Origin of the sequence: Halogranum rubrum (assembly GCF_900114455.1) — an archaeon.
In the GTDB taxonomy this organism is placed as follows: Archaea; Halobacteriota; Halobacteria; order Halobacteriales; family Haloferacaceae; genus Halogranum; species Halogranum rubrum.
Window position 1 is genome coordinate 825,730 of record NZ_FOTC01000002.1, and the last position, 19,938, is coordinate 845,667.

The window sequence follows — 19,938 nt, forward strand, 5'->3', positions numbered from 1 at the left end:
TGAATGGCTCAGCGTGTGCGCATTTCTGCACAGATATCTGTACACCTATCTAGAAATCTTTGTAGATATCTGTCCATACAGCTATCTGTCAGTAGTGTCTAGTGCGAATGTCTGACGGAACTTTATGTACGGGTCAACGGTACACCCCCGGTATGAAACGGGCAGTCACTTTGTGGAGCGAGTCCGGTGGTGTCGGCAAGACGACGCTGGCGACGAACACCGCCGCGGCGCTCGGTCGACGCGGTGCCGACGTGTTGGTGGTCGACCTCGACCCGCAACTCGGGAGTCTCACCGACCACGTCGGCTACGGCGAGTTGAAGACCGGTGACCGCGACCACCTCGGTGACCTGTTGCTCGCGGAGGACCGCGACGCGAGTCACCTCATCGTCGACGCGGGCGCGTTCGACCTCATCCCCTCCCACGAGGGGTTGGCGAACATCGAGAGCGAGATGGCCGCCCGCGGGACGAACCTCCGAGAGTTCCGCCTTCGGTCGGCGTTGACGCCGCTCGCAGGCGAGTACGACTACTTCCTCATCGACCCACCGGCGACGCTGAACGTCCTCGTGGACAACGCACTCGTCGCCGCGCGCGACGTGGTCATCCCCATCGAGTTGACCCGAAAGGGAAGCGTCTCCATCGACGGCTTGGAGGACACGCTCGACAGTATGCAACGCGGCTTCCAAACGTTCGACGAGGACTTCCGACTGGGTATCCTCGCTGTCGTCCCCAACGAAGTCGGCGACTCGAACATCTACCGAGAGGTACGCGAACAACTGGAGACCGACGGCAAACCGGTCACGCCGTTCGGTATCCGCAAGCGCGACGTCCTGAAACAGGCGTGGCAGGCGCAGATGGACCTGTTCACCTTCGCCGATTCGCCGGACACACGTGACCTGCGTGACTACGAGAAAGACCTGCTCGACCAGTTCGAGGCCGTCGCACGCATCATCGAGGAAGGGTCTGTCGACGCCGCAACACTGTCCGAGGTAGAGGAGGTGGCCCGATGACGAAAGACGACCGGTACGGTGCGGCCGGTGACACGTACGGGTCGAGCGGTGACCAGTACGACGACGCCCCGAGTCAGAACGGAACTGGTGCAGAGACGGCTGGCGCTGCCGCGGACGACGCCGAGACGGAGACGGACGACTCGGCGAACGACGGCGTCGCCGACCTGCCGTTCATCTTCGCGCGACGCACGGTGAAGGCGGACCGCGACGCGCTTCCAGTCTACGTCCGTGCGTCGACTGCCGACCAGATCGGCGAACTCGAACGAGAACTCGACGACCGGTTCGACGGCGACGACGTGATGTCGCTCGACGTGCGCGAAGCGGTGGTAAAAGCAGGCTTGCGAAACGTCGAGGACGTCGTCGACGTGATGGAGACGTGGGGATACGGCCGCCGATGACTCGATAGTTCGAATTCCCGGGTCTCGATACCGCAGCGAGTCGCCGGGCCGAGATGGTCAGTCTTCCGACGAGTTCCGGTCGAGGTCCTGATAGAACCCGACGAACGAGTCGTGGTCGTCGACACCGCCGACGGTTTCGTCGAGTTCCGACTGGAGTTTCTCGATACGTGCGGTCAGTTCTGCATACTCCTCGCTGTCCTCCAGTTCGGTACTACTCTTCTCGGCTTCTAGGAGTGCCTTCTTCGACGCCAACGAGAAGAGTTCTTGGACACCCTCGTCGTATACGTTTCGCGTACATAGCGTCGAGACGGTCTCACGAAGCGCGTCCTTCGTGACAGGCTTGACGAGATAGTCGTCGAAGCCCATGGCGACGATGTCGAAATCCGGTTCGACGGCCGTCACCATCGCGACTCGACAGTCGATACCGCGGTCACGAACGGCTGCAAGCACTTCGTCGCCGGATAACCCAGGCATTCGGCGGTCGAGGAGGATGACGTCGACGTCGTCGTCGAGTGCATCGAGGGCCTCGTGTCCGCCGTAGGCGGTCCGAACTCGGTAGTCACTACTCAGCCACGTCGCGTACAAATCGGCGAGGTCAGGCTCGTCTTCGACCACGAGGACGAGCGGGGATGCGTCACTCATTTATCGGTCAGTGGTGCCGTGTCAACACTCACGCACTGCAATGCTATGTGCGGCTATATCAAAATACCCCTTGGTGCTCAATTAAACGTTTCTCACCGCTCGACGATACGACGGTCCCCGTCGACCGCTTCGATTGTGACGCGTGTCGCCTCCACGGCTTCGAGAACGGACCCCCAGCCCCCCACGGTGACGACGCCGTCGCCCGTCTCGACGTAGATAGCTACCTGTCCGGCCAACTGCGACAGCGGCGGCGGTCCCTCCGTCGACCGCATCCCCTCGTAGAGGACGTCGACGACGGTTCCCGAGAGTGAGACGTTCTCGCCCGTCTCTGTCGCGAACCCTTCGACCGAGACAGTGAGTTCGACACCGTCGTTGAGCAGCGGTTCGATGTCGCGTACACACCGGCGAATGTCCGCGTAAGACATCGGCGGCATGTCCGCTCGCCCGTCGTAGATGACGTCCCACACCTCCCAGAGACACGTCTGGAAGTACCAGTGGAACACGTAGGTCAGCGTGTAGTCGTTCACCAGTACGCCGTACTGATTCAGCGACTCTGCGTGTGGCGCGAAACACGTCTCGGTCCGGTCGACGAGCGCGACGAACGGCGTCGGAAGCTCGCGATGTCGGACCTCCGTCGTAGCGCCCTCGAACATCGACGACGGTGGGAGGTCTGGACCACCAGTCGGCGGCGTGTGAATCGAGAGTTTCACGATGGCTCCGTTTCGAGAGGCCGCTTCGAGTGCAGGCTTCAACTCTCGATACTGTTCCAGCGTCGCCGACACCTGTACTTCGTACTTGGCGTCGCGAATCGCCGCTGTCGCGTGGTCGAACACCGTGTCGAAACGCTTGACGATGCTCACCTTGTGGCGGTCGACTTCCGGCTCTTCCCACCGCTCTTCGATTTCGTCTGCGGCGTCGACGAGCAGTTCTGCTCGCCCACGGAGGTCTGTGAGAACGTCTTTCGGGTCGCGTGCACGCGCATGAAGACTCTCTTGTTCGTACGTCTCAATGTATCCCTTCGACTCCAAGTCACGAAGCACGTCGTAGATTCGTGCGGTCGGCACGGAACACGCGTCGGCGAGTTCCGTCGCGCTCGCCGCTCCTAACTGCAGCAGTGTATTGTACGCCTCGGCTTGGTACTGCGAGAGCCCCGCGTCTTCCAGAGCGCCTCGTAACTCCGCAGAGTCCATTATTACGGTTCCACGACCTACACGGATATTAATGCGTCCCCTCGACCCGAGAAGTTTTCACGGGTCGCTTCGCTCCGCTGGGCCGAGTCTACGCCATCGACTCCTGCGCCGTCGGTGGCGGTGACTACTGTCTGGTCTGAGCGTCGAGAGAGAAAGAGAACGAGAGTCGAGCGGGGGAGAACAGCGAGACTGGCGCGCGAACGAGACTACTCGTTCGGACTGTAGTTCGGCGCTTCGTCGGTAATCATCACGTCGTGCGGGTGGCCTTCGGTCTGGCCGGCCGCAGAGACGCGGACGAACTTGGACTTCTCCTTGAAGTGCGGAATCGTCTCGGCACCGACGTAGCCCATGCCGGACTGCATCCCGCCGACGAGTTGGTGGAGTTCCGAGGCGAGACTGCCCTTGTACGGCGTCGCGGCTTCGACACCTTCGGGGACGTAGTCTTCCTCTTCGTCGGGTTCGTCCTTGAGGTAGCGGTCACCACCGCCGGACTTCATCGCACCGACACTCCCCATGCCACGGTACTGTTTGTACTTCTTGCCGTTCATCGTGATGACACGGCCGGGAGCCTCGTCGGTGCCGGCGAAGAACGACCCGAGCATCACGGCGTCGGCACCGGCGGCGACGGCCTTGATGGCGTCGCCGGAGTAGCGAATCCCACCGTCGGCGATGACGGGAACGTCCTGGGGGCCAGCGACGTCGGCGACTTCGGCGACGGCCGAAATCTGTGGCATACCGGACCCGGAGACGACGCGCGTGGTACAGATGGAGCCTGGACCGATACCGACCTTGACGCCGTCTGCGAAGTCGACGACTTCCTCGGCCGCTTCGCGGGTCCCGATGTTGCCGACGACGACGTCGGCGGCGACGTTCTCGGCGATGGCGCGGGCGGCGTCGATGACGTTCAGGTTGTGCGCGTGCGCGCAGTCGATAAAGATGACGTCCGCGCCAGCCTCGTCGGCGGCGACAGCGCGCTCTTCGTCGAACGGACCGACAGCGACACCGCAGAGGAGTGCACCGTCGTCGTCGCGGGCGGCGTTCTCGTGTTCGCGGCGCTGGAGGATGCCCTGCATCGTGACCAGACCGACGAGGTGGTCTTCGGCGTCGACGATGGGAACACGCTCTATCTTGTAGTCGTACATCAGTTCGAGCGCCTCGCGCGCGGTCACGTCCTCACCGGCGGTGATGACCTCGTCGGTCATCGCTTCGCGGACGGCGTCGGTCTCGCCGACTTCGAGGTACGGGCGGATGTCGGTGCCAGAGATGATACCCAACACGGTGTCCTCGTCGTCGACGACGGGTGCGCCGGAGACGCCCGCGTGTTCCATCATCGCGTCGACGTCGCTCACGGTCTGTTCGGGACTCGCGGTGACGACGTCGTCGCGGGGGATGACGAGTTCGTCGGCGCGCTTGATGTGACTGATCTCGTCGACCATCTGCTCGATGGTCATGTTACGGTGGAGGACGCCGAGTCCACCCTCGCGGGCCATCCCGATGGCCATGCCGCTCTCGGTGACGGTGTCCATCGCCGCCGAGAGGATGGGGATGTTGAGTTCGACGTTCGTGGAGACGCGTGTCGACACGTCTGCGTCGTCGGGTTCGACGCGACTCTCCATCGGGCGGAGCAGCACGTCGTCGAACGTCAGTGACTCGGGTACACGCAGTTTCTCCGAAAAGGGTTCTCGCTCGTCTCGTTCGGGAACGTCGTTCGCCATATAAATCGTGAACTCTCGCAGGTCAAAAACGTTGCGAGTCAGCACGTCTATGCGTCCAACTCACAGACACGAGCAAGCATCTATGCACGGTTGCGTATACTTTCGTGAGTGTCACTCGAAGTAGCGACGACTTGCCGCGCCATCGTCAAATCCTGCAGGAATAATCACCCTAGTCACTCTCTCACAATGACGTTCTCTCGGTGTTGTCTATCAATAGCCTATACTTCCGAACCACCTTTAAATACGAAAGCACAGAATCTGTTGGCACATGCGGCCATGCCCCACACAACGTTTATTACTTCTCTCCAACACAGTTGTACTATGGACTCCGACAGTTTCGCCGCATCGCGTATTGCCGGTCAGATGACCCCCGTATCCGGCTTTACCTTTACAGCGATGTGGCGAACACTCAAACCGGAGTCGAATCTCGGACTCACCGGATTCTCCGGGTCCAACGACGCAGGTTTGGGGGAGTTGCGTTCGTATCGCCGTTTGGCCGATGGTGACGGCCGCTAGTCCCGAATGAGTGTCTCACAACATCCGGTCGCCCTCCGCCTCGAACAGCAAGTCGGCGGCGCGACGAAGCTCCTCGCGACGGTCATGGGGCTTCCACTCGTCGACGGCATACTGCCTGCGCTCATCATCGCGGGCGCACTCCAGTCGCCGACGGACATCGTCGAGGCTGGCCTCCTCATCTTCGGTGGCTCGGCCACGATGGCCGTCATCCTCGCCGAGATGGACGGCACGCGCCGCGAGCAGGTGCTCTCCATCCTACTCTTGGCCGCCATCCTGCTGCCCGTCGCGGCGCTAGAAGCGGCGTTCGTCATGACGCTCGAAGGCGTGTTGAACTTCGACATGTTCCACCGCTTCGCGGGCATCGTCATCCTCGCCATCGCGGCGAAGACGGCCTCTTCGAAGGTCGGTGAGTACCTCCCGAGTCCCGGGGCCATCATCGCTCTCGGACTGGTCGCGAGTCTGAAGAAGCCCTCGAACATGGAACTCGTGGTGACCCCCGACCTGACCAACGTCCCGAACGCCGTCGCCGCCGTCGGCGTCGGTATCGCGTTCGCCCTCGCGGTGGCACTGCTCGCTCCGCGACTGCGCGGTGCAGTCGACATCGACCTGTTCCGCTTCGGCAGTTCGGTCGCTCTCGGCATGCTCGCACTCTCGGTGCTGGGCGTGCCTGGCGTCCCGAAGGACGCACCCATCGCCCTCGTCACGCTCGGTGTGACGGCGCTGTTCGCGTTCGACCCGGCGTCGGACTCGACGCTCGTCGCCGACGCGACTGACGTGAGCGAACGGTCCGACGCGGACGCCGCTGCCGCCGTCACCGACGGTGGTGGCGACGCCGAGCACTCCCAGAACGACGAGAGCTCCGACGCGGCAGTCGACTTCGACGAGGCAGACGACTCGGCTACCGAGGACGACTACCTCTACCCCGAGGACGAAGACGCGCGCGCACCGTGGCTCTGACCACGAGAACCGCGCAGTGAGCCGCTGACTGCTCGGCCCTTCTCTCAGCTTTCCACTCCAACACGCGACGAGCGCCCGCCATGGGGAGTGACTGAGACACTTCGTTTGGCTGTCGTCACGCTGACGGAGGGCTTAGGTGGCTGGCGAAACTCGTCCCCGTATGAGTAATCGCGTCGTGCAGGGGCGGATGGTCACGCCGAAGCGACTCGCAGAGCTAATCGAAGGAGAGCGACCGATGGAAGCCGAACCCATCGAAGACGCCGACCGAGACTGCCCGGAGTGCGGTGGTAACGTCCTCACGGTCGGCTACATGCCGAGCGTGACGGAGTTCGTCACGGGCTACAAATGCCAAGACTGCGACTGGGCCGACGACGACCGATAACCGAAACCCCTTTTAGGCAATTCGCCATACGTGGAGATGCAAGGGGTCGTGGCCAAGCCCGGCATGGCGACTGACTCCAGAGGTAACGCCCGGTGACGAACTCCAGACTGATATTCCGAGCGACCGACTGATCATCGGTTCGCGTTGACGACCCTCTGGAGTACCGAGGCAAACCGGAGATATCAGTCGATCGGGGGTTCAAATCCCTCCGACCCCACTTCCTTGCGTGAACTCACACGGTGAGCATCAGGTGTGTTCGCTTCTTTCGTTGTTCTTTGCGTGTAGTCTGATTAAATTCGAGACAGAAGGTTCGTCTCCATCGACGAACTGCTCGAATCCTGTGTCGCCCGATTTGAATGGTACTGCTAGGGTATCGTTGACCACGACGGCGAGAAACACGCCCGAACAGTGACGCCATCGACACAAACCTCACGTCGCACGAAGAGTCGCGAGAGTCGGCGGCGGCGAGTCTACGTCTTCGACAGACGCGGGGGAAAACAGACCAACTTCACAAAATTCTGAACTCCACCTCGTGTACTCACGAGGGAGGGTGCCTCTGACATAACGACACGACGCCCCTCTCAGAAGGACACGTGTCGTATCTCAACGCTTGAACCTGAATCGTATCAATTTTCCCATCTATTTGTTTTCCGTGTGCGTTTCTTGAACTTGGGGTGGTGCGGGCTCTATCAACGAAATCCGTGGTTTGGTGTAACGTAGAACTCGCCTGCGTCGTCGGATTTTCTGCATCTCCGATAGAGCTGTCACTATCGATAAAAAGAGGGTCCGAATATACTATACTATTGACAATTACTATGCTCTCTCGTGATGTACTGTAAGAGTATGCTGTTCGACCTTACAGGGTTCCAGCGTGACCTAATGTACGTCATCAGTGGACTCGACCATCCATCGGGGCAGAGTATCAAAGAGCGATTCGAGCGAGACTTCGGTCAACAGATCAAACACGGTCGGCTGTATCCGAATCTCGACCACCTCGTCGAAAGTGGCTTCGTCGAGAAAGGACAGATCGACCGGCGGACGAACTACTACGAGTTGACGTCACTCGGCCGCCAGAAGTTGGAGCAGCGGCGCGAGTGGGAGAACCAAGTTCAGACGGGAATGACGACGAGTTAAGTACAGTCTCCAACGAACGCGATTATTTGGGGTACTGCCACGGTGATCTACTGACACGATTGTCGAGTGACTTCTATCCCACACCAGCGCGTGGGCCGAATTCGACGCGACGGCGAACACCGTCAGCGCAGACGACGGCGGCACTCTGAACGAGCAGGAGAACATCTCGTAATGTGTCAGCTCTCGGCGTGACTATGTTGACCACGGTAAACTCTGACCAGAACCGCTTTGACGTGGACACACTCATCGCCAGGCATGAAGTTCGCATTCGTGTGTGTGCAGAATGCCGGTCGTAGTCAGATGGCGACGGCATTCGCCGAGCGAGAACGGTCGGCCCGCAGTGTCGACGACGAAGTCGACATCGTCACGGGCGGAACCCAACCCGCAGACCACGTCCACGAAGAAGTCGTCGACGTGATGCGAGAAGTGGGCATCGACCTGTCGTCGCGGACACCGCGCGAAGTCACACCTGCTGAACTCGACGATGCCGACTACGTCATCACGATGGGCTGTTCGGCCAGTGACGTCTGCCCCGCGACGTTCTCCGGAGAGAATCGCGACTGGGGACTGGACGATCCCGACGGCGAAGGACTCGACGCCGTCCGGGCGATTCGCGACGAAATCGAAGAACGGGTAGTCGCGCTATTCGACGAAGTCGGTGCGGAGACGAGAGCGAACGAGTAAGTCACGAGACGAACGAGTAAGCCACGAGGATTCACCACCCGGAGACGAAAGCGGGACGGCGCGTCACTTGGGTAGCGTGAAGTAGAACGTCGACCCCTCACCCGGCGCCGACTCCACCCAGATGTGACCGCCGTGGAGTTCGACGATTTTCTGACAGACTGCCAGTCCGATTCCGCTCCCCTCGGTGCTGTTTCCGTAGAACAGTCCGAACACGCGAGATAGCTCTTCGACTGCGATACCGACCCCCTCGTCACGGACGGCAAACAGCCAGTGGTCGTCGACTTGTTCTGCGGAGACGTGGATTCGAGGCGTTCCTTCGGAGTACCGAATAGCGTTCCCGAGGAGATTCTGCATCAGTTGGACGAGGACCGTCTCGCTACCGTCCACGACTGGGAGCGACTCGGTCGTGATTTCGGCGTCCGTCTGTTCGATAGCGAGCGCGAGATTCTGCTGTGCCCGTTCGACGACGTCCGCGAAGTCGACAGCCCCGACGTCCTCGAGTTGTCGTGCGACCCGCGAGTACGCGAGAAGGGCGTGTACCATCTGTTGGAGGCGACGCGACCCGTCGCGGGCGAACTGGAGGAACTCGACTCCCTCTTCGTCGAGTGTCTCTCCGTACCGCCTGTCGAGGAGGTCGAGGTAGCTCGACACCATTCGAAGCGGTTCACGAAGGTCGTGCGAGGCGATGTAGGCGAACTGTTCGAGTTCGTCGTTCGACCGTTCGAGTTCTTTCTGCTGTTTTTGTAACTGGAACTCGCTCAACTTGAGTTCGGTGATGTCCTCGGAGGTGACGACCATCCGCACGACGTCTCCCTCGTCGTCGACGATTGGCGCAAAACTCGACGAGAGCCAGCGGAACGTCCCGTCCGCCAGTTCGATGCCGTGTCTGAACCCGAGTATCGTCTTGCCGTCGGCCAACACCTCACCGACGGGATACTCGTCGAGTGGCAGTGGAGCGTGTTCTTCGTCGTACAGCATCCCCTCCGTACTCTCCAGGTTCCGACCCATGAGCGGCCGTCCGTCCTCTTCGAACAGTTCCTCGGCCCGTGTGTTGTGCTGAACGACCGTCCCGGTGTCGTCGAGAACTGTGATGGCGACCGGACTCGTCTCGAGGATCTGCTCGACGAGTTCTTTCTCTTCGGAGAGGCGCTTCGTCTGTCGTCGCTGTTCGGTGATGTCTTTGAAGAACACCGAGAGGCCAGCCTCGTCCGGATACACCCGTACTTCCAGCCACCCTTCTGTGACCTGCGAGTAGAACTCGAACGTAGTCTGCCGTTGCGTCTCTAGAGCGCGGTGGAGTTCGGTGTACGACCGCGAGTGTTTCGTCTCGGGGAACACGCTCGTCATCGACCGACCGAGCAGTTCGTCTTTGGGCCGTCCGAGCAACTCCGCGGCCTGTTCGTTCACGTAGGTGTACCGCAGTTGCTCGTCTAGTGCGGCGAACGAGTCGGAGACTCGGTCGAGAATCTCGTTTGTCCGTCCGTGTTCTCTCAGATCGTGTGTCACCTTCGCGAACCCGAGAAGTTCGTCGTCGTCGTCCCACACTGATGTGATGACTACGTGAGCCCAGAATCTCGACCCGTCTTTTCGGACGCGCCACCCGTAGTCTTCGCTTCGTCCTTCGTCGATTGCCGTCGCCAACTGTCGCTCTGGTATGCCTCTCTCTCTGGCACTCTCGGGATAGAATCGCGAGAAGTGTTCCCCCTGTATCTCTTCTTCGGTGTACCCCTTGATTCGCTCTGCACCCTGGTTCCACGTGATGACTCGGCCCTCGACGTCGAGAAGGAAGATAGCGTAGTCCGTAATCTGGTCGACGAGGTTCCGGAAGCTTGCCTCCTCCACTAGTTCCGGGCCCGTCCGCTTCATAGTACACCGGTTATCATCCAGAAGTAATAATCTATCGGCGAACAAGAAATAGATTTAAGACAGAATTTTCGGGGTGGAATCTAACCTTCGAAGTCTCGGCTATCGGTACTTCGACCACGGTCGTTCGGAGAGAGCGTCCGGAGGAACCCCCGAACCACTTCCGTCGTCTCCGCCCACGTCGGATGGGCGTGATAGCGTTCCAGCGCCGCCAGACTCATCGCGACGAGTCGCTCGCGGTTCCGACACAGGGGTGCGACGGCGTCGGTGAGTGCGCTGGCGTCGTCGGGGTCGACGAGTAGTCCGTTCACCCGGTCGGAGACCAGTTCTGCCGCGCCACCGCTCGTCGTCGCAACCGCTGGGAGGCCGAACGCCATCCCTTCGAGGTAGGCGATGCCGAACCCCTCGTACGTCGACGGCATCGCGAGTAGGTGGCTTCGAGCGAGCACGTCGGCGAGTTCGTCGTCGGGCAGTCGCCCAGTGAGTGTGACCGACCCCGCGACGCCGAGCGTCTCGATTCGTTGCCGGAGGAACCGCGTGTACGCGGGGTTCGTCTCGTCGTCGCCGACGACGCTGAGTTGCCAGTCTGCTCGGATGCGCTCTAACCCTTCGATGAGCGTATGAAGCCCTTTTCGCGGCGTGACATTGCCGAGGGCGACGATGCGGAGCGGTCGCTCCCGAGCGCGGTCACGAATCTCGTCCGGGGTGAGCGTCCGGCCGAACCGGTCGCCTGCGGGGTAGGCGACGACGCCGGGGTCGGGGTCGGTGAGCGCGGCGACCGTCTCGCGTGTCGTCTCGCTGTTGAAGACGTAGCCGTCGACGCTTCGGAGGTACTGCTGTTCGAGTCCGCGATAGAAGTCGTTCTGCCACGCGCGTCGACGTTCGACCGACCGGAGGTGATGAACGAGTGCGACCACCGGAACGTCGAGGTTCAGTCGGCGGTTCGTCCACACGAGCGAAGGATGACACAGTTCGTCTTGGAGGAGGACGTCGAGGTCGGCCGCACGGAGTCGGCGGCGAAGCGACCGGCCGGCGTTGTGTGCAAGCGAGCGACCGTACCCAACCTCGGGGAGTGAGAACAGTTCGACCTCGTCGCCCGTCTGTCGAAGGTGGTCGACGAGTTCGGAGTCGTAGACGTATCCGCCGGAGCGCGTATCGAGGTCACCGTAGACGACCAGACCGATACGCATGGGGTCGCTCACAGCGTTCACAGGGCCGTCTCGTAACTCGCCCACGCCTCGTCGTCCTCCCAGAGCGTCACTCGTGCTCGCTCGGGGACGTCGGAGTCGACGGCGGCAATAACCTCCTCACAGAAGACCCGTGCGAACCGTTCGACACTCGGATTCTCTCCCGCGAAGGCGTCGTGGTCGTTGAGCGTCGTGTCGCGGTAGCGGTCGACGACCGTCGCCATCGCCGCTTTTACCGCGTCGATGTCGACCAAGTAGCCGTACTCGTCGAGGTCAGGTCCCTCGAAGCCGACTTCAGCCGTGAACTGGTGGGAGTGGACCTCGCCTTCCGGACCGGGATTCGGGACCGTCAGGAAGTGCTGTGCGACGAACGACCGCTGGACGGTCACACGGAACATAAGCCGCTCATCTCTCCCCGTAGGTAAAGAGGATTTGCACGGTCTCCTCGCGGTCGGTGTCGAGACGGTGGTACGCGTCGGGTGCCTGTTCGAGCGGCACGCGGTGGGTGACGAGCGGGTCGGTGTCGACCCGTGCGAGCCAGTCCCACGCGCGGGCGAACCGTCGCTCGGGCGTCCACCGGCCGCGGAGAGTCGGGTCGATGGTGCTGACCTGACTGCTCTGGAGGTCGATTCGGCTCCGGTGAAATCGCCCGCCGAGTGCGAGGTCGGACCGTTTCTCGCCGTACCACGACCCGATGACGACGCGGCCGTCGTAGCCGGTGACGCCGATAGCGGCGTCCAGTGCGTCGGGGTTCCCCGAGAGTTCGTAGCTGAGGTCGATGCCCGTCGGCACGTCGGTGTCGTCTGCGCTCTGCGCTCGCCCCGACACCGGATTCAGTTCGGCACGTGCATCGGCCGGCGTCAAACTCTCGTCGGCCCCGAGCGAGCGCGAGAGGTCGCGACGCCGGGAGACGGTGTCGACGGTGACCAGTCGCTCCAGCGGGAACCGAGCCAACAGCGCCGTCGTGAGCAGGCCGACGACGCCCTGTCCGAAGACGGCGACGCGTTCGCCGACGACGGGACGACCGTCCATGACGAAGTTCAGTGCCGTCTCGACGTTCGGCAGGAGTGTGGCTGTCTCCGACGAGCAGTCGTCGGGGACGACGTGGAGGTCTGCAGGGTCGGCGAGAAAGTGACTCTCGTGGGGGTTGAACGCGAACACCCGCCGGTCGAGCCACTCGTCGCCGACATCGTCGCCGACGGCAGCCACCGTGCCGACAGCGGCGTAGCCGTACTGCAACGGGTAGTCGAGCGTCCCGGCGAGCGCCGGGATAGAGGGGTCTGCCGAGAGGTCACGGGGTGCCTCGCCGCGGTAGATGAGTCGTTCGGTCCCCGGGCTGACCGCCGAGACGCTGGTTTCGACGAGTACCTCGTCGCCGTCGGGGTCGGGGACCGGTCGCTCACGGACGCTCACCGCTCGCGGGCCGACGAAGTAGAGCGACCGAGCGGGCATCGTCAGTCGGTGTCTGGAATCGGGTGGTCTGTCGTCCCCGCGAACTCGACGGGCGTCCCGCGGTGACGACAGTCTTCGAGGGCGTGCTTCGCGGCGAACCCGGCCTCGTGGGGTGTCGCAGCGGTGCCGACGCCGACTTTCAGTTCGACGCCGACGCGTTCCTCGACGGCGTCGATGGCCGCGGCGTATTGCACCTTCGAGAGGTCCGGACAGACGGCGATGATGTTGTCGCCGCCGACGAAGAAAGAGAGCGCGCCGTGTTCTTCGCGCATGTAACGCATCAGTGCCGCGTAGCCCTGTTCGATTTGGATGAACGTGTCGAACTCGTTGAGGCGGTCGGTGTACTTGCCGGTGGCGTCGTCGACGTCGAAGTGTGCGATATGCAAGTCGTCGTCTGCGCGCCCGGCGTGGAAGTCGCCCGCGAGCACCTCGCGGCGTTCGCTGTCCTGTGCGCTTCCCGCGGCTTGGACGTAGGCCGTCGCGGTTTCGAGTGCCTCGACGGGGACGTCGTCGACGCCGACGCCGAGACTCAGCGTGACCGGGTACCGGTTGCCGACCGACTCCTGCAGGAGTTCGTGGTCCGTCTGGTCGAGGCCGTTCGTGACGGCGACCATGTTGTCGAAGCGGGTGAAGAAGACGTACCCGCCGCGGCCGCCGACGAACTGCGCGAGGTCCGCGAAGAGTCGCGACTGGAGCGTCTGGAGGTCCATCTCTCTCCGTGGCTCCGGCGTGACCGTCCACGGGCCGTAGTTGTCGATTTGGATGTGCGTCAGCTGCGTGTTCGTCACTACAACCCCCTCAGGGTCGTGGGATATTCGTTCTTTGGTTCGTCGGACCGAGCGTTTCAACTCACCGCGCTCCCTACCCCCGGCAATGACCTACCGTGGTGCAGTGTTGGATGTCGACGGCACAGTCGTCCGCGGTGACACGCCGATTCCCGGCGCGCGAGACGCTCTCGACGCGCTCGACGACGCCGGTATCAGGCGGCTCTTCCTCTCGAACAACCCGACGAAAGCGCCCCGGGCCTACGTCGACCGGTTCGAGCGGGCGGGGTTCGCCGTCGACGCCGACGAGGTGATGACATCCGGGACGGTCACGGTGTCGTACCTCGCCGAACACCACGCCACTGACGACCTGTTCGTCGTCGGCGAGTCGGGATTCTGCACTCAACTCGACGAGGAAGGGCTGACCGTCGTCGACGACCCGAACGACGCCGAGACAGTCGTCGTCTCCATCGACCGGGAGTTCACCTACGACCGTCTGACGCAAGCGCTCCACGCACTCGACGGCGACGTGCCCTTCGTCGGCACCGACCCAGACGTGACCATCCCAACCGACGAGGGGTTGGTCCCCGGGTCGGGGGCCATCATCCGCGCCGTCGCGGGCGTCGCCGAACGCGACCCGAACCGAATTCTCGGTAAGCCAGACGAGTACGCCCAACAACTCGCACTCGACTATCTCGGCGTCCCCGCCGAGGACTGTCTCGTCGTCGGTGACCGCTTGAACACGGATATCGCACTCGGCGCTCGTGCGGGGATGACGACGGTCCTCGTCCGAACGGGCGTCACCGACCAAGACACGCTGAACGACTCGGACGTCGAACCCGACTACGTGCTGGACTCCATCGCCGACATCGGTCGAGTGTTGAACGACTCCTGACGAACCGTTATAGTCTCTGAGCGAGACGTAGTAGCTGCTATGCCCGGAAAGAAGATTCTCATGATCGTCGGCGACTTCGGTGAAGACTACGAGATTATGGTGCCGTTCCAAGCGCTCCAGATGGTCGGCCACGAGGTTCACGCCGTCTGTCCCGAGCGCGAGGAGGGTGACGTGGTGAAGACGGCTATCCACGACTTCCGCGGCGACCAGACCTATCTCGAAACACGCGGCCACAACTTCGAACTCACGGCGACGTTCGACGACGTAGACCCCGCTGACTACGACGCGCTGGTCGTCCCCGGTGGCCGCGCCCCGGAGTACCTCCGTACGTACGACGCCGTTCTCGACGCTGTCCGGCACTTCTTCGACGAAGGGAAGCCGGTCGCGTCCATCTGTCACGGACCACAGATTCTCGCCGCTGCGGGCGTCCTCGACGGCTACGAGATGACCGCCTATCCGGCCGTGCAGGCCGAAGTCGAAGCCGCTGGCTGTTCGTGGGTCGACGAAGTCACGACGGACAAGAACCTCGTGACGGGACAGGCGTGGCCTGACCACCCCGAGTGGCTGGCGCAGTTCCTCGACCTGCTCGGCACCGAGATTCAGCACGGACAGGCCGCACCGGCGGACGACTGAACGTCGCCCGCTCGCACGTCTCTCGACCGCTATTCGACGTCGAACCGAAGCAGTGCACCGACGCCGTCGAACGCCTCTTGGAGGCGCTCCGAGCGGTCGAGCGACTCGGGGACGACGACGCACGTCCCGCCCTCTTCTTCGACCCGCGCTCGGAGCGTCTGGACGTCCTCGGCGGGTAGTGAGTCGGCGAGCAGCAGCGTCTCGACGGCCCCGTACTCCAGCGCCTCGTCGACGTCCTCGCGGCCGCCGACCGCCGACTCGTCGTCGTCGGCGAGTGCCTGGAAGAACCGGTCGAGCGTCTCGCGTGCGTCACTGCCGTCGAGTGCGCCCGCGTCTTCGGCCGCGTCGACGAGTTGTCGGAGTCCGGTCTCGGAACTGTACTCTACGTTGAAGGTGCCGAGGGTCGCGTCCGCGAGGCGCTCGGGGAGATGACCACCGTTCTCGAACTGCTCGACCGTGACCTCGCTCCCACCGACCAGTAGGCCCGCGACCGAGACGTCGCCGTGTGCGGGTGCGTCGGTGTCGGTGTCGGGGTCGGACTCTCCGGTCGTCGGGTTCAGGAACGCTCGTTCGAGACTCTCGCCGACGCTGTCGAAGAACTCGGCTTTCCGCTCTTGGCTCCGGCCCTCGAAGCGGTCTTCCTTTCCACCTTCGGCCGCCTGTTTGCTCGGGACGTCGCTCTCGATAGTCTCGATTCGCTCGATGGTCTCGCCGTCGTAGCGGCCGACCACCGCGTTCTCGCGGGCGACGACGACGAGTCCGTACGTGTCCGTCCCGCTCGTACTGGCTTCGAGCGGCGCGGTGTCGAACTCGTTTGCGTACCCGTAGGTCGTCTCGGTGACCGGGTCCGGCAGGTCGTCGAAGACCTTCGTGACGAGGTCACCGTCGACGACGCCAGCGTACGCGACGAGACCGTTCTCGGGGGTCTCCTCGTAGTCGTGGAGGATTCGCCGTGTCTCCTCCATCGCTTGCTTGAGCGGTTTCTGGACCTCCTCTCGCTCGTTCAGATACTCGGCCTCTGCGTGGTCCTCCTCGACGCGGCCACGCACCGCCTCTAGTGACTCGTCCGGTGCAATCGCGACCGTGACGAGTTGGTCGTCGTTCGCTTCCGCGTTCGCTACCGTCTCGATGTCCTCGGATAGGCTCTGTTGGGTAGACATAAGACGAAATCACCAGTTGGTCTCCCGCCGCTGGACGGAACGCGGGGGGACGGTCCCGGCTACTCGCGGGCGATAAAAATGTCTTATCGCCGAAGGGGTACGAGACACCCGAGAGCGGCACTGTGTGGTGCTCACACGGCACATTCGACTCCTCTCTCGAACACATAGGAAAACCCGAGTGTTCTCCCCAGATACCAATCACGTGTCTGACGAGGATATTTATACTCCCCCTCTAATGGCGTGGTATGGAAGAACGTGACACGCCGTACACCTTCCGCGACGAGGTGGCACAGCCACCGACCTACGACCGCGAAGAACGCGAAGTCGTCATCGTCGACGGAGAGGCCATGACATACCGAAGTTACCGACGATAGCGTTGTTTTTGGGCGTCGCTCCGGGTGCGAGCGACAGCCAAAAAAGTTGCTCCGAGTTCGACTTAGAACGCGCCGCCGTGGACCGTGATGTCCGCGTGGAGGCCCTCGCGGAGTGCGCTGTGGACGTGACAGATGTCCTCTGCGCGCTCGACGATCTCGTCGAGTTCGTCGTCCGAGAGGTCGGCCTCGACGTGAATGTCGAAGCGAATCGCCGTGAGGTCGTCGTCCTCGTCGAGGTCCGCGCTGGAGTCGATCTGAATCTTGCCGAGGTCCTCTTCACCGCGCTGTTGGCCGCCGACGCGGAACGCAGGCAGGAAACAGGACGCGTAGGTCGCGACGAGCGCGGAGTTCGGGTCCGGCCCGGTCTCGCCTGTCGCGTCGATCGACATGTCGAAGTCGCCGACTTGGCTGGAACATCCGTACCCTTCTTCGCTGACAGTGGTGGTCTCGATGTCGCTCATTGCAACCGGAACGTTGTCTGCGACGGTACTAAAGGTAACCCAAACGTGGTCCATCAGTACGCCTCGACAGTCGAGAAAAATCGAGCGACGCGTTCGCCGTCAGCTATCCTCAGTTACTCCAGCGTGAACGTCTCGTCGCCGTCCAGCACGTGGAGTTCGCCGCCAGCACCTGCGGCGTCCAGTTCGCGTTCGAAGTCGTCCATCTCGATTTCGATGGGCGGGAACGTGTCGTAGTGCATCGGGAAGACGTGGTCCAGGTCGAGCCAATCGGCGGCGATGGCGGCCTGCCACGGACCCATCGTGAAGTGGTCACCGACCGGCAGTGCGGCGGCGTCGGGTTCGAGGTACGGGCCGATGACGTCGCGCATCTCGGGCATGAGGCCGGTGTCGCCGGCGTGGTAGAACGTGTTCGACTCCTCGTCGGACACCTGCGTCGGCTTGGTATCACTGATAATGAAGCCAGCAGGCATCCCGGCGCTCACGTCTGGGTCGTTCATGATGCCGTTGGAGTGGTCCGCGCGGTGCATGGTGACGTAGGCGTCGCCGCACTCGACGGTGCCGCCGAGATTCATCCCCATGCCGCCGACGGCGTCCTCGAAGCCCCAGTTCTCCTGCGCGTAGTTCACGAGTTCGGGCGTCGCCACGAGCGTCGCGTCGGAGAACTCCGCGGCGTGCGCGACGTGGTCCTGATGACCGTGTGTGAGAAGCACGTAGTCCGGGTCGTCGACGTCGCTCGGTTCCTTCGACGTCTGCGGGTTGTCGAAGAACGGGTCGATGAGGAGCGACGTCTCGCCGACGGTGACGTACCACGTAGAGTGACCGTACCAGGTGAGTTCCATGGTTCGTTCGCCAGTAATCACGGAATCCACATAAAAGATGGCCAGCGGCACAGTACTGCCGGGAGTCGAATCTTCCTACGAGGGGTTCTCGTCGGTGATTTCGATGAGTTCGACGTTCTCGACGTACGTCGTCTCGCCGTCGACACGGAGTTGAATCGTCTCGCCCGGCAGGTCGTCCGGTTCCTCGACGTCCGCCGGGACGGACACGCGCGTGACGCCCTCGTACGTCGTCGGCTTCCGAAAGACGGTCCGGTCGCCGTAGTCGATACGCTCCCACTCGTCGACGGCGAGTTCTTCGGTGTCGAAGTACTCTCCAGCCGAGACGTCGACGGACGGGCCGTCCTCTCCGACCGTCTCGTCGGCGTCGTTTTCGCGGTACTGATGCAGATAGACCAGCATACTTGTTGAATAGTTGTCCGGTCGAATGAGGGTTCTGGCCACGTTACGCTTCGAGTCGAATCTCCGCTGAACCAACAATACAGCTACGTTCGCTCACCGCGAACGGTCTCCACGATGTACTCGTTCACCGACGACGCGGTGGGTCCATTGCGGATGCGGTCACAACGTCTCCACCCGGCGACCACGGTGACAGCCGTCTCCGACGCCGCCGAAGCGCTCTGCGGCGTGCAAGCACAGGAGACGCGGTCGGCGATGCTCTCGGTTCGTGCTCGGACCGCTGGCCTCGTCGCCAGCGACGTCGAAGCGTCGCTCCACGAGGAGCGGACGATAGTTCGGACGTGGAGTATGCGAGGGACGCTCCACCTCGTCGCCCGCGACGACCTGTCGTGGCTTCTCTCGCTGTTCGGACCGCACTTCGCCCCGCGAGGCCCGGAGCCGAAACAACTCGCGGAGGTGGGGTTCGACGAGGCGGAACTGGAGCGGACGATGGACGCGATTCGGCGGGTTCTCGACGACGAGGGGCCGCTCACCCGGGACGAACTCGCCGCTCGACTCCGTGAGTCGGGTGTCGACGTCGACCCGACGAGTCGCACGCCGAACTTCCTGATTCGGCAGGCAGCCCTCCGCGGGGTCCTCTGTGAAGTCGCACCCAAGGCAGGCGATATCGCCTACGACGTCGTAGCGGAGTGGGTCTCGTCGCCGGCGCCACCGGACAGAGACGTCGCGCTAGCTACGCTCGCACGACGGTATCTGTCGGCGTATCAACCGACGACGCTGGACGACTTTGCGTACTGGTCGGGCCTCCCCAAACGGGACGTCCGAGCCGGGTGGGAGTCGATTGCCGACGAGCGGAGCGACGTCACGTTCGGCGAACGAACGCTGTCGATGCGCACCGCCGACGTTCCGGATACCGACCCGACCCAATCAAAGACGACCGTTCGGTTTCTCCCCGGCTACGACACCTATCTACTCGGCTACCGACCGGAGAACCGTCCGGTCCCGACGGCGTTTCACACGCAAGTCTGGCCGGGTGCGGGCATCATTCGCCCGACAGTCGTCGTCGACGGTGCCGTCGTCGCGACGTGGACGTTGGACAAGAGTGCCTCACCAGTGGTCGGCGTTCGGCCGTTCGAACCGCTCGACGACGCGATAGTCGTCGGACTGGAGACCGAAGCGGCCGACCTCGGTCGGTTTCTCGGTCTCGACGTGGAACCGAAACTCATCGTCGAAGCGGATTAAAACGTGACTCCGGTGACACCGTCCGAGTCGCCACAGTACCAAGGATT

At 62.7% G+C, this 19,938-nt stretch carries 23 protein-coding genes and 1 tRNA gene; 12 read left to right on the top strand and 12 right to left on the bottom strand.

Annotated elements, in window-relative coordinates; translation table 11 throughout:
• Positions 1-152: 152 nt before the first annotated feature.
• Positions 153-1,007 (top strand): ParA family protein, encoded by an 855-nt coding sequence (locus BM083_RS12570; protein WP_089869836.1) that lies wholly within the window; start codon positions 153-155, stop codon positions 1,005-1,007.
• Entirely contained in the window at positions 1,004-1,405 is a 402-nt protein-coding gene (locus tag BM083_RS12575) for a DUF7970 domain-containing protein (RefSeq protein ID WP_089869837.1), read from the top strand. The genes BM083_RS12570 and BM083_RS12575 overlap by 4 nt, the downstream gene beginning before the upstream one ends.
• A gap of 57 nt (positions 1,406-1,462) precedes the next feature.
• Here BM083_RS12575 and BM083_RS12580 read toward each other — a convergent pair whose 3' ends face one another.
• The 3 genes from BM083_RS12580 to guaB form a co-directional block, all read right to left on the bottom strand.
• A complete protein-coding gene (locus BM083_RS12580; RefSeq protein ID WP_089869838.1) occupies positions 1,463-2,047 on the bottom strand; it encodes a HalX domain-containing protein in 585 nt (194 codons plus the stop codon).
• 92 nt (positions 2,048-2,139) lie between these two features.
• Complete coding sequence (locus BM083_RS12585) at positions 2,140-3,237, bottom strand: TrmB family transcriptional regulator (RefSeq protein WP_089869839.1); 1,098 nt, start codon at positions 3,235-3,237, stop codon at positions 2,140-2,142.
• Between the two features lie 206 nt (positions 3,238-3,443).
• The gene (gene guaB, locus BM083_RS12590; RefSeq protein WP_089869840.1) at positions 3,444-4,952 is read right to left on the bottom strand and encodes an IMP dehydrogenase; all 1,509 of its coding nucleotides are present in this window, start codon (positions 4,950-4,952) and stop codon (positions 3,444-3,446) included.
• Between the two features lie 321 nt (positions 4,953-5,273).
• Between guaB and BM083_RS12595 the strand changes: the two genes are divergently transcribed.
• The 6 genes from BM083_RS12595 to BM083_RS12615 all read left to right on the top strand — a co-directional run bounded on the left by BM083_RS12595 (position 5,274) and on the right by BM083_RS12615 (position 8,625).
• Positions 5,274-5,468: a DUF8099 family protein gene (locus tag BM083_RS12595; RefSeq protein WP_089869841.1), complete on the top strand. Its 195-nt coding sequence runs from the start codon at positions 5,274-5,276 to the stop codon at positions 5,466-5,468.
• A gap of 6 nt (positions 5,469-5,474) precedes the next feature.
• A complete protein-coding gene (locus BM083_RS12600; RefSeq protein ID WP_089869842.1) occupies positions 5,475-6,425 on the top strand; it encodes a DUF5794 domain-containing protein in 951 nt (316 codons plus the stop codon).
• A 160-nt stretch (positions 6,426-6,585) separates the two neighbouring features.
• Positions 6,586-6,807, top strand: a complete 222-nt coding sequence (locus tag BM083_RS12605) for a DUF5795 family protein (RefSeq protein ID WP_089869843.1) — start codon at positions 6,586-6,588, stop codon at positions 6,805-6,807.
• A 42-nt stretch (positions 6,808-6,849) separates the two neighbouring features.
• Positions 6,850-7,024, top strand: a tRNA-Trp gene (locus BM083_RS23330).
• Positions 7,025-7,653: 629 nt separating this feature from the next.
• Complete coding sequence (locus BM083_RS12610; RefSeq protein ID WP_089870086.1) at positions 7,654-7,941, top strand: PadR family transcriptional regulator; 288 nt, start codon at positions 7,654-7,656, stop codon at positions 7,939-7,941.
• 255 nt (positions 7,942-8,196) lie between these two features.
• On the top strand, positions 8,197-8,625 hold the full coding sequence (locus BM083_RS12615) for an arsenate-mycothiol transferase ArsC (protein ID WP_089869844.1): 429 nt from the start codon (positions 8,197-8,199) through the stop codon (positions 8,623-8,625).
• Between the two features lie 63 nt (positions 8,626-8,688).
• On the opposite strand, the gene BM083_RS12620 is transcribed toward BM083_RS12615, so the two are convergent.
• The 5 genes from BM083_RS12620 to BM083_RS12640 form a co-directional block, all read right to left on the bottom strand.
• Positions 8,689-10,491: a PAS domain-containing sensor histidine kinase gene (locus BM083_RS12620; RefSeq protein WP_089869845.1), complete on the bottom strand. Its 1,803-nt coding sequence runs from the start codon at positions 10,489-10,491 to the stop codon at positions 8,689-8,691.
• Between the two features lie 80 nt (positions 10,492-10,571).
• Positions 10,572-11,678, bottom strand: coding sequence for a glycosyltransferase family 4 protein (locus tag BM083_RS12625; RefSeq protein ID WP_089869846.1), 1,107 nt, complete (start codon positions 11,676-11,678; stop codon positions 10,572-10,574).
• A gap of 17 nt (positions 11,679-11,695) precedes the next feature.
• The gene (locus tag BM083_RS12630; RefSeq protein ID WP_089869847.1) at positions 11,696-12,073 is read right to left on the bottom strand and encodes a 6-pyruvoyl trahydropterin synthase family protein; all 378 of its coding nucleotides are present in this window, start codon (positions 12,071-12,073) and stop codon (positions 11,696-11,698) included.
• 7 nt (positions 12,074-12,080) lie between these two features.
• A complete protein-coding gene (locus BM083_RS12635; RefSeq protein WP_089869848.1) occupies positions 12,081-13,127 on the bottom strand; it encodes a zinc-dependent alcohol dehydrogenase in 1,047 nt (348 codons plus the stop codon).
• Between the two features lie 2 nt (positions 13,128-13,129).
• Positions 13,130-13,915, bottom strand: coding sequence for a GTP cyclohydrolase IIa (locus tag BM083_RS12640; RefSeq protein WP_009374633.1), 786 nt, complete (start codon positions 13,913-13,915; stop codon positions 13,130-13,132).
• Positions 13,916-14,000: 85 nt separating this feature from the next.
• Here BM083_RS12640 and BM083_RS12645 point away from each other — a divergent pair, with 85 nt between their 5' ends.
• The gene (locus BM083_RS12645; RefSeq protein WP_089869849.1) at positions 14,001-14,786 is read left to right on the top strand and encodes an HAD-IIA family hydrolase; all 786 of its coding nucleotides are present in this window, start codon (positions 14,001-14,003) and stop codon (positions 14,784-14,786) included.
• A 39-nt stretch (positions 14,787-14,825) separates the two neighbouring features.
• Positions 14,826-15,419, top strand: coding sequence for a DJ-1/PfpI family protein (locus BM083_RS12650; RefSeq protein ID WP_009374631.1), 594 nt, complete (start codon positions 14,826-14,828; stop codon positions 15,417-15,419).
• 29 nt (positions 15,420-15,448) lie between these two features.
• Here BM083_RS12650 and BM083_RS12655 read toward each other — a convergent pair whose 3' ends face one another.
• A complete protein-coding gene (locus tag BM083_RS12655) occupies positions 15,449-16,579 on the bottom strand; it encodes a baeRF10 domain-containing protein (protein ID WP_089869850.1) in 1,131 nt (376 codons plus the stop codon).
• A 245-nt stretch (positions 16,580-16,824) separates the two neighbouring features.
• Between BM083_RS12655 and BM083_RS23985 the strand changes: the two genes are divergently transcribed.
• Entirely contained in the window at positions 16,825-16,953 is a 129-nt protein-coding gene (locus BM083_RS23985; RefSeq protein WP_009374629.1) for a hypothetical protein, read from the top strand.
• A 62-nt stretch (positions 16,954-17,015) separates the two neighbouring features.
• Here the strand turns inward: BM083_RS23985 and BM083_RS12660 are convergent, their stop codons facing one another.
• From BM083_RS12660 to BM083_RS12670, 3 genes are all read right to left on the bottom strand, one after another.
• Positions 17,016-17,414 (bottom strand): OsmC family protein, encoded by a 399-nt coding sequence (locus tag BM083_RS12660; RefSeq protein WP_049893464.1) that lies wholly within the window; start codon positions 17,412-17,414, stop codon positions 17,016-17,018.
• A gap of 113 nt (positions 17,415-17,527) precedes the next feature.
• Complete coding sequence (locus tag BM083_RS12665) at positions 17,528-18,253, bottom strand: metal-dependent hydrolase (RefSeq protein ID WP_049893463.1); 726 nt, start codon at positions 18,251-18,253, stop codon at positions 17,528-17,530.
• Positions 18,254-18,328: 75 nt separating this feature from the next.
• Complete coding sequence (locus BM083_RS12670) at positions 18,329-18,652, bottom strand: hypothetical protein (RefSeq protein ID WP_089869851.1); 324 nt, start codon at positions 18,650-18,652, stop codon at positions 18,329-18,331.
• 114 nt (positions 18,653-18,766) lie between these two features.
• Here BM083_RS12670 and BM083_RS12675 point away from each other — a divergent pair, with 114 nt between their 5' ends.
• The gene (locus tag BM083_RS12675) at positions 18,767-19,891 is read left to right on the top strand and encodes a winged helix DNA-binding domain-containing protein (RefSeq protein ID WP_089869852.1); all 1,125 of its coding nucleotides are present in this window, start codon (positions 18,767-18,769) and stop codon (positions 19,889-19,891) included.
• Positions 19,892-19,938: the final 47 nt, after the last annotated feature.

Coding starts and splice junctions, on each gene's coding strand:
- BM083_RS23985 (WP_009374629.1), top strand. CDS start 16,825: ATGGAAGAACGTGACACGCCGTACACCTTCCGCGACGAGGTGGCACAG.
- BM083_RS12665 (WP_049893463.1), bottom strand. CDS start 18,253: ATGGAACTCACCTGGTACGGTCACTCTACGTGGTACGTCACCGTCGGC.
- BM083_RS12615 (WP_089869844.1), top strand. CDS start 8,197: ATGAAGTTCGCATTCGTGTGTGTGCAGAATGCCGGTCGTAGTCAGATG.
- BM083_RS12675 (WP_089869852.1), top strand. CDS start 18,767: ATGTACTCGTTCACCGACGACGCGGTGGGTCCATTGCGGATGCGGTCA.
- BM083_RS12600 (WP_089869842.1), top strand. CDS start 5,475: ATGAGTGTCTCACAACATCCGGTCGCCCTCCGCCTCGAACAGCAAGTC.
- BM083_RS12655 (WP_089869850.1), bottom strand. CDS start 16,579: ATGTCTACCCAACAGAGCCTATCCGAGGACATCGAGACGGTAGCGAAC.
- BM083_RS12650 (WP_009374631.1), top strand. CDS start 14,826: ATGCCCGGAAAGAAGATTCTCATGATCGTCGGCGACTTCGGTGAAGAC.
- BM083_RS12630 (WP_089869847.1), bottom strand. CDS start 12,073: ATGTTCCGTGTGACCGTCCAGCGGTCGTTCGTCGCACAGCACTTCCTG.
- BM083_RS12575 (WP_089869837.1), top strand. CDS start 1,004: ATGACGAAAGACGACCGGTACGGTGCGGCCGGTGACACGTACGGGTCG.
- BM083_RS12620 (WP_089869845.1), bottom strand. CDS start 10,491: ATGAAGCGGACGGGCCCGGAACTAGTGGAGGAGGCAAGCTTCCGGAAC.
- BM083_RS12585 (WP_089869839.1), bottom strand. CDS start 3,237: ATGGACTCTGCGGAGTTACGAGGCGCTCTGGAAGACGCGGGGCTCTCG.
- BM083_RS12660 (WP_049893464.1), bottom strand. CDS start 17,414: ATGAGCGACATCGAGACCACCACTGTCAGCGAAGAAGGGTACGGATGT.
- BM083_RS12625 (WP_089869846.1), bottom strand. CDS start 11,678: ATGCGTATCGGTCTGGTCGTCTACGGTGACCTCGATACGCGCTCCGGC.
- BM083_RS12645 (WP_089869849.1), top strand. CDS start 14,001: ATGACCTACCGTGGTGCAGTGTTGGATGTCGACGGCACAGTCGTCCGC.
- guaB (WP_089869840.1), bottom strand. CDS start 4,952: ATGGCGAACGACGTTCCCGAACGAGACGAGCGAGAACCCTTTTCGGAG.
- BM083_RS12595 (WP_089869841.1), top strand. CDS start 5,274: ATGGACTCCGACAGTTTCGCCGCATCGCGTATTGCCGGTCAGATGACC.
- BM083_RS12570 (WP_089869836.1), top strand. CDS start 153: ATGAAACGGGCAGTCACTTTGTGGAGCGAGTCCGGTGGTGTCGGCAAG.
- BM083_RS12670 (WP_089869851.1), bottom strand. CDS start 18,652: ATGCTGGTCTATCTGCATCAGTACCGCGAAAACGACGCCGACGAGACG.
- BM083_RS12605 (WP_089869843.1), top strand. CDS start 6,586: ATGAGTAATCGCGTCGTGCAGGGGCGGATGGTCACGCCGAAGCGACTC.
- BM083_RS12635 (WP_089869848.1), bottom strand. CDS start 13,127: ATGCCCGCTCGGTCGCTCTACTTCGTCGGCCCGCGAGCGGTGAGCGTC.
- BM083_RS12580 (WP_089869838.1), bottom strand. CDS start 2,047: ATGAGTGACGCATCCCCGCTCGTCCTCGTGGTCGAAGACGAGCCTGAC.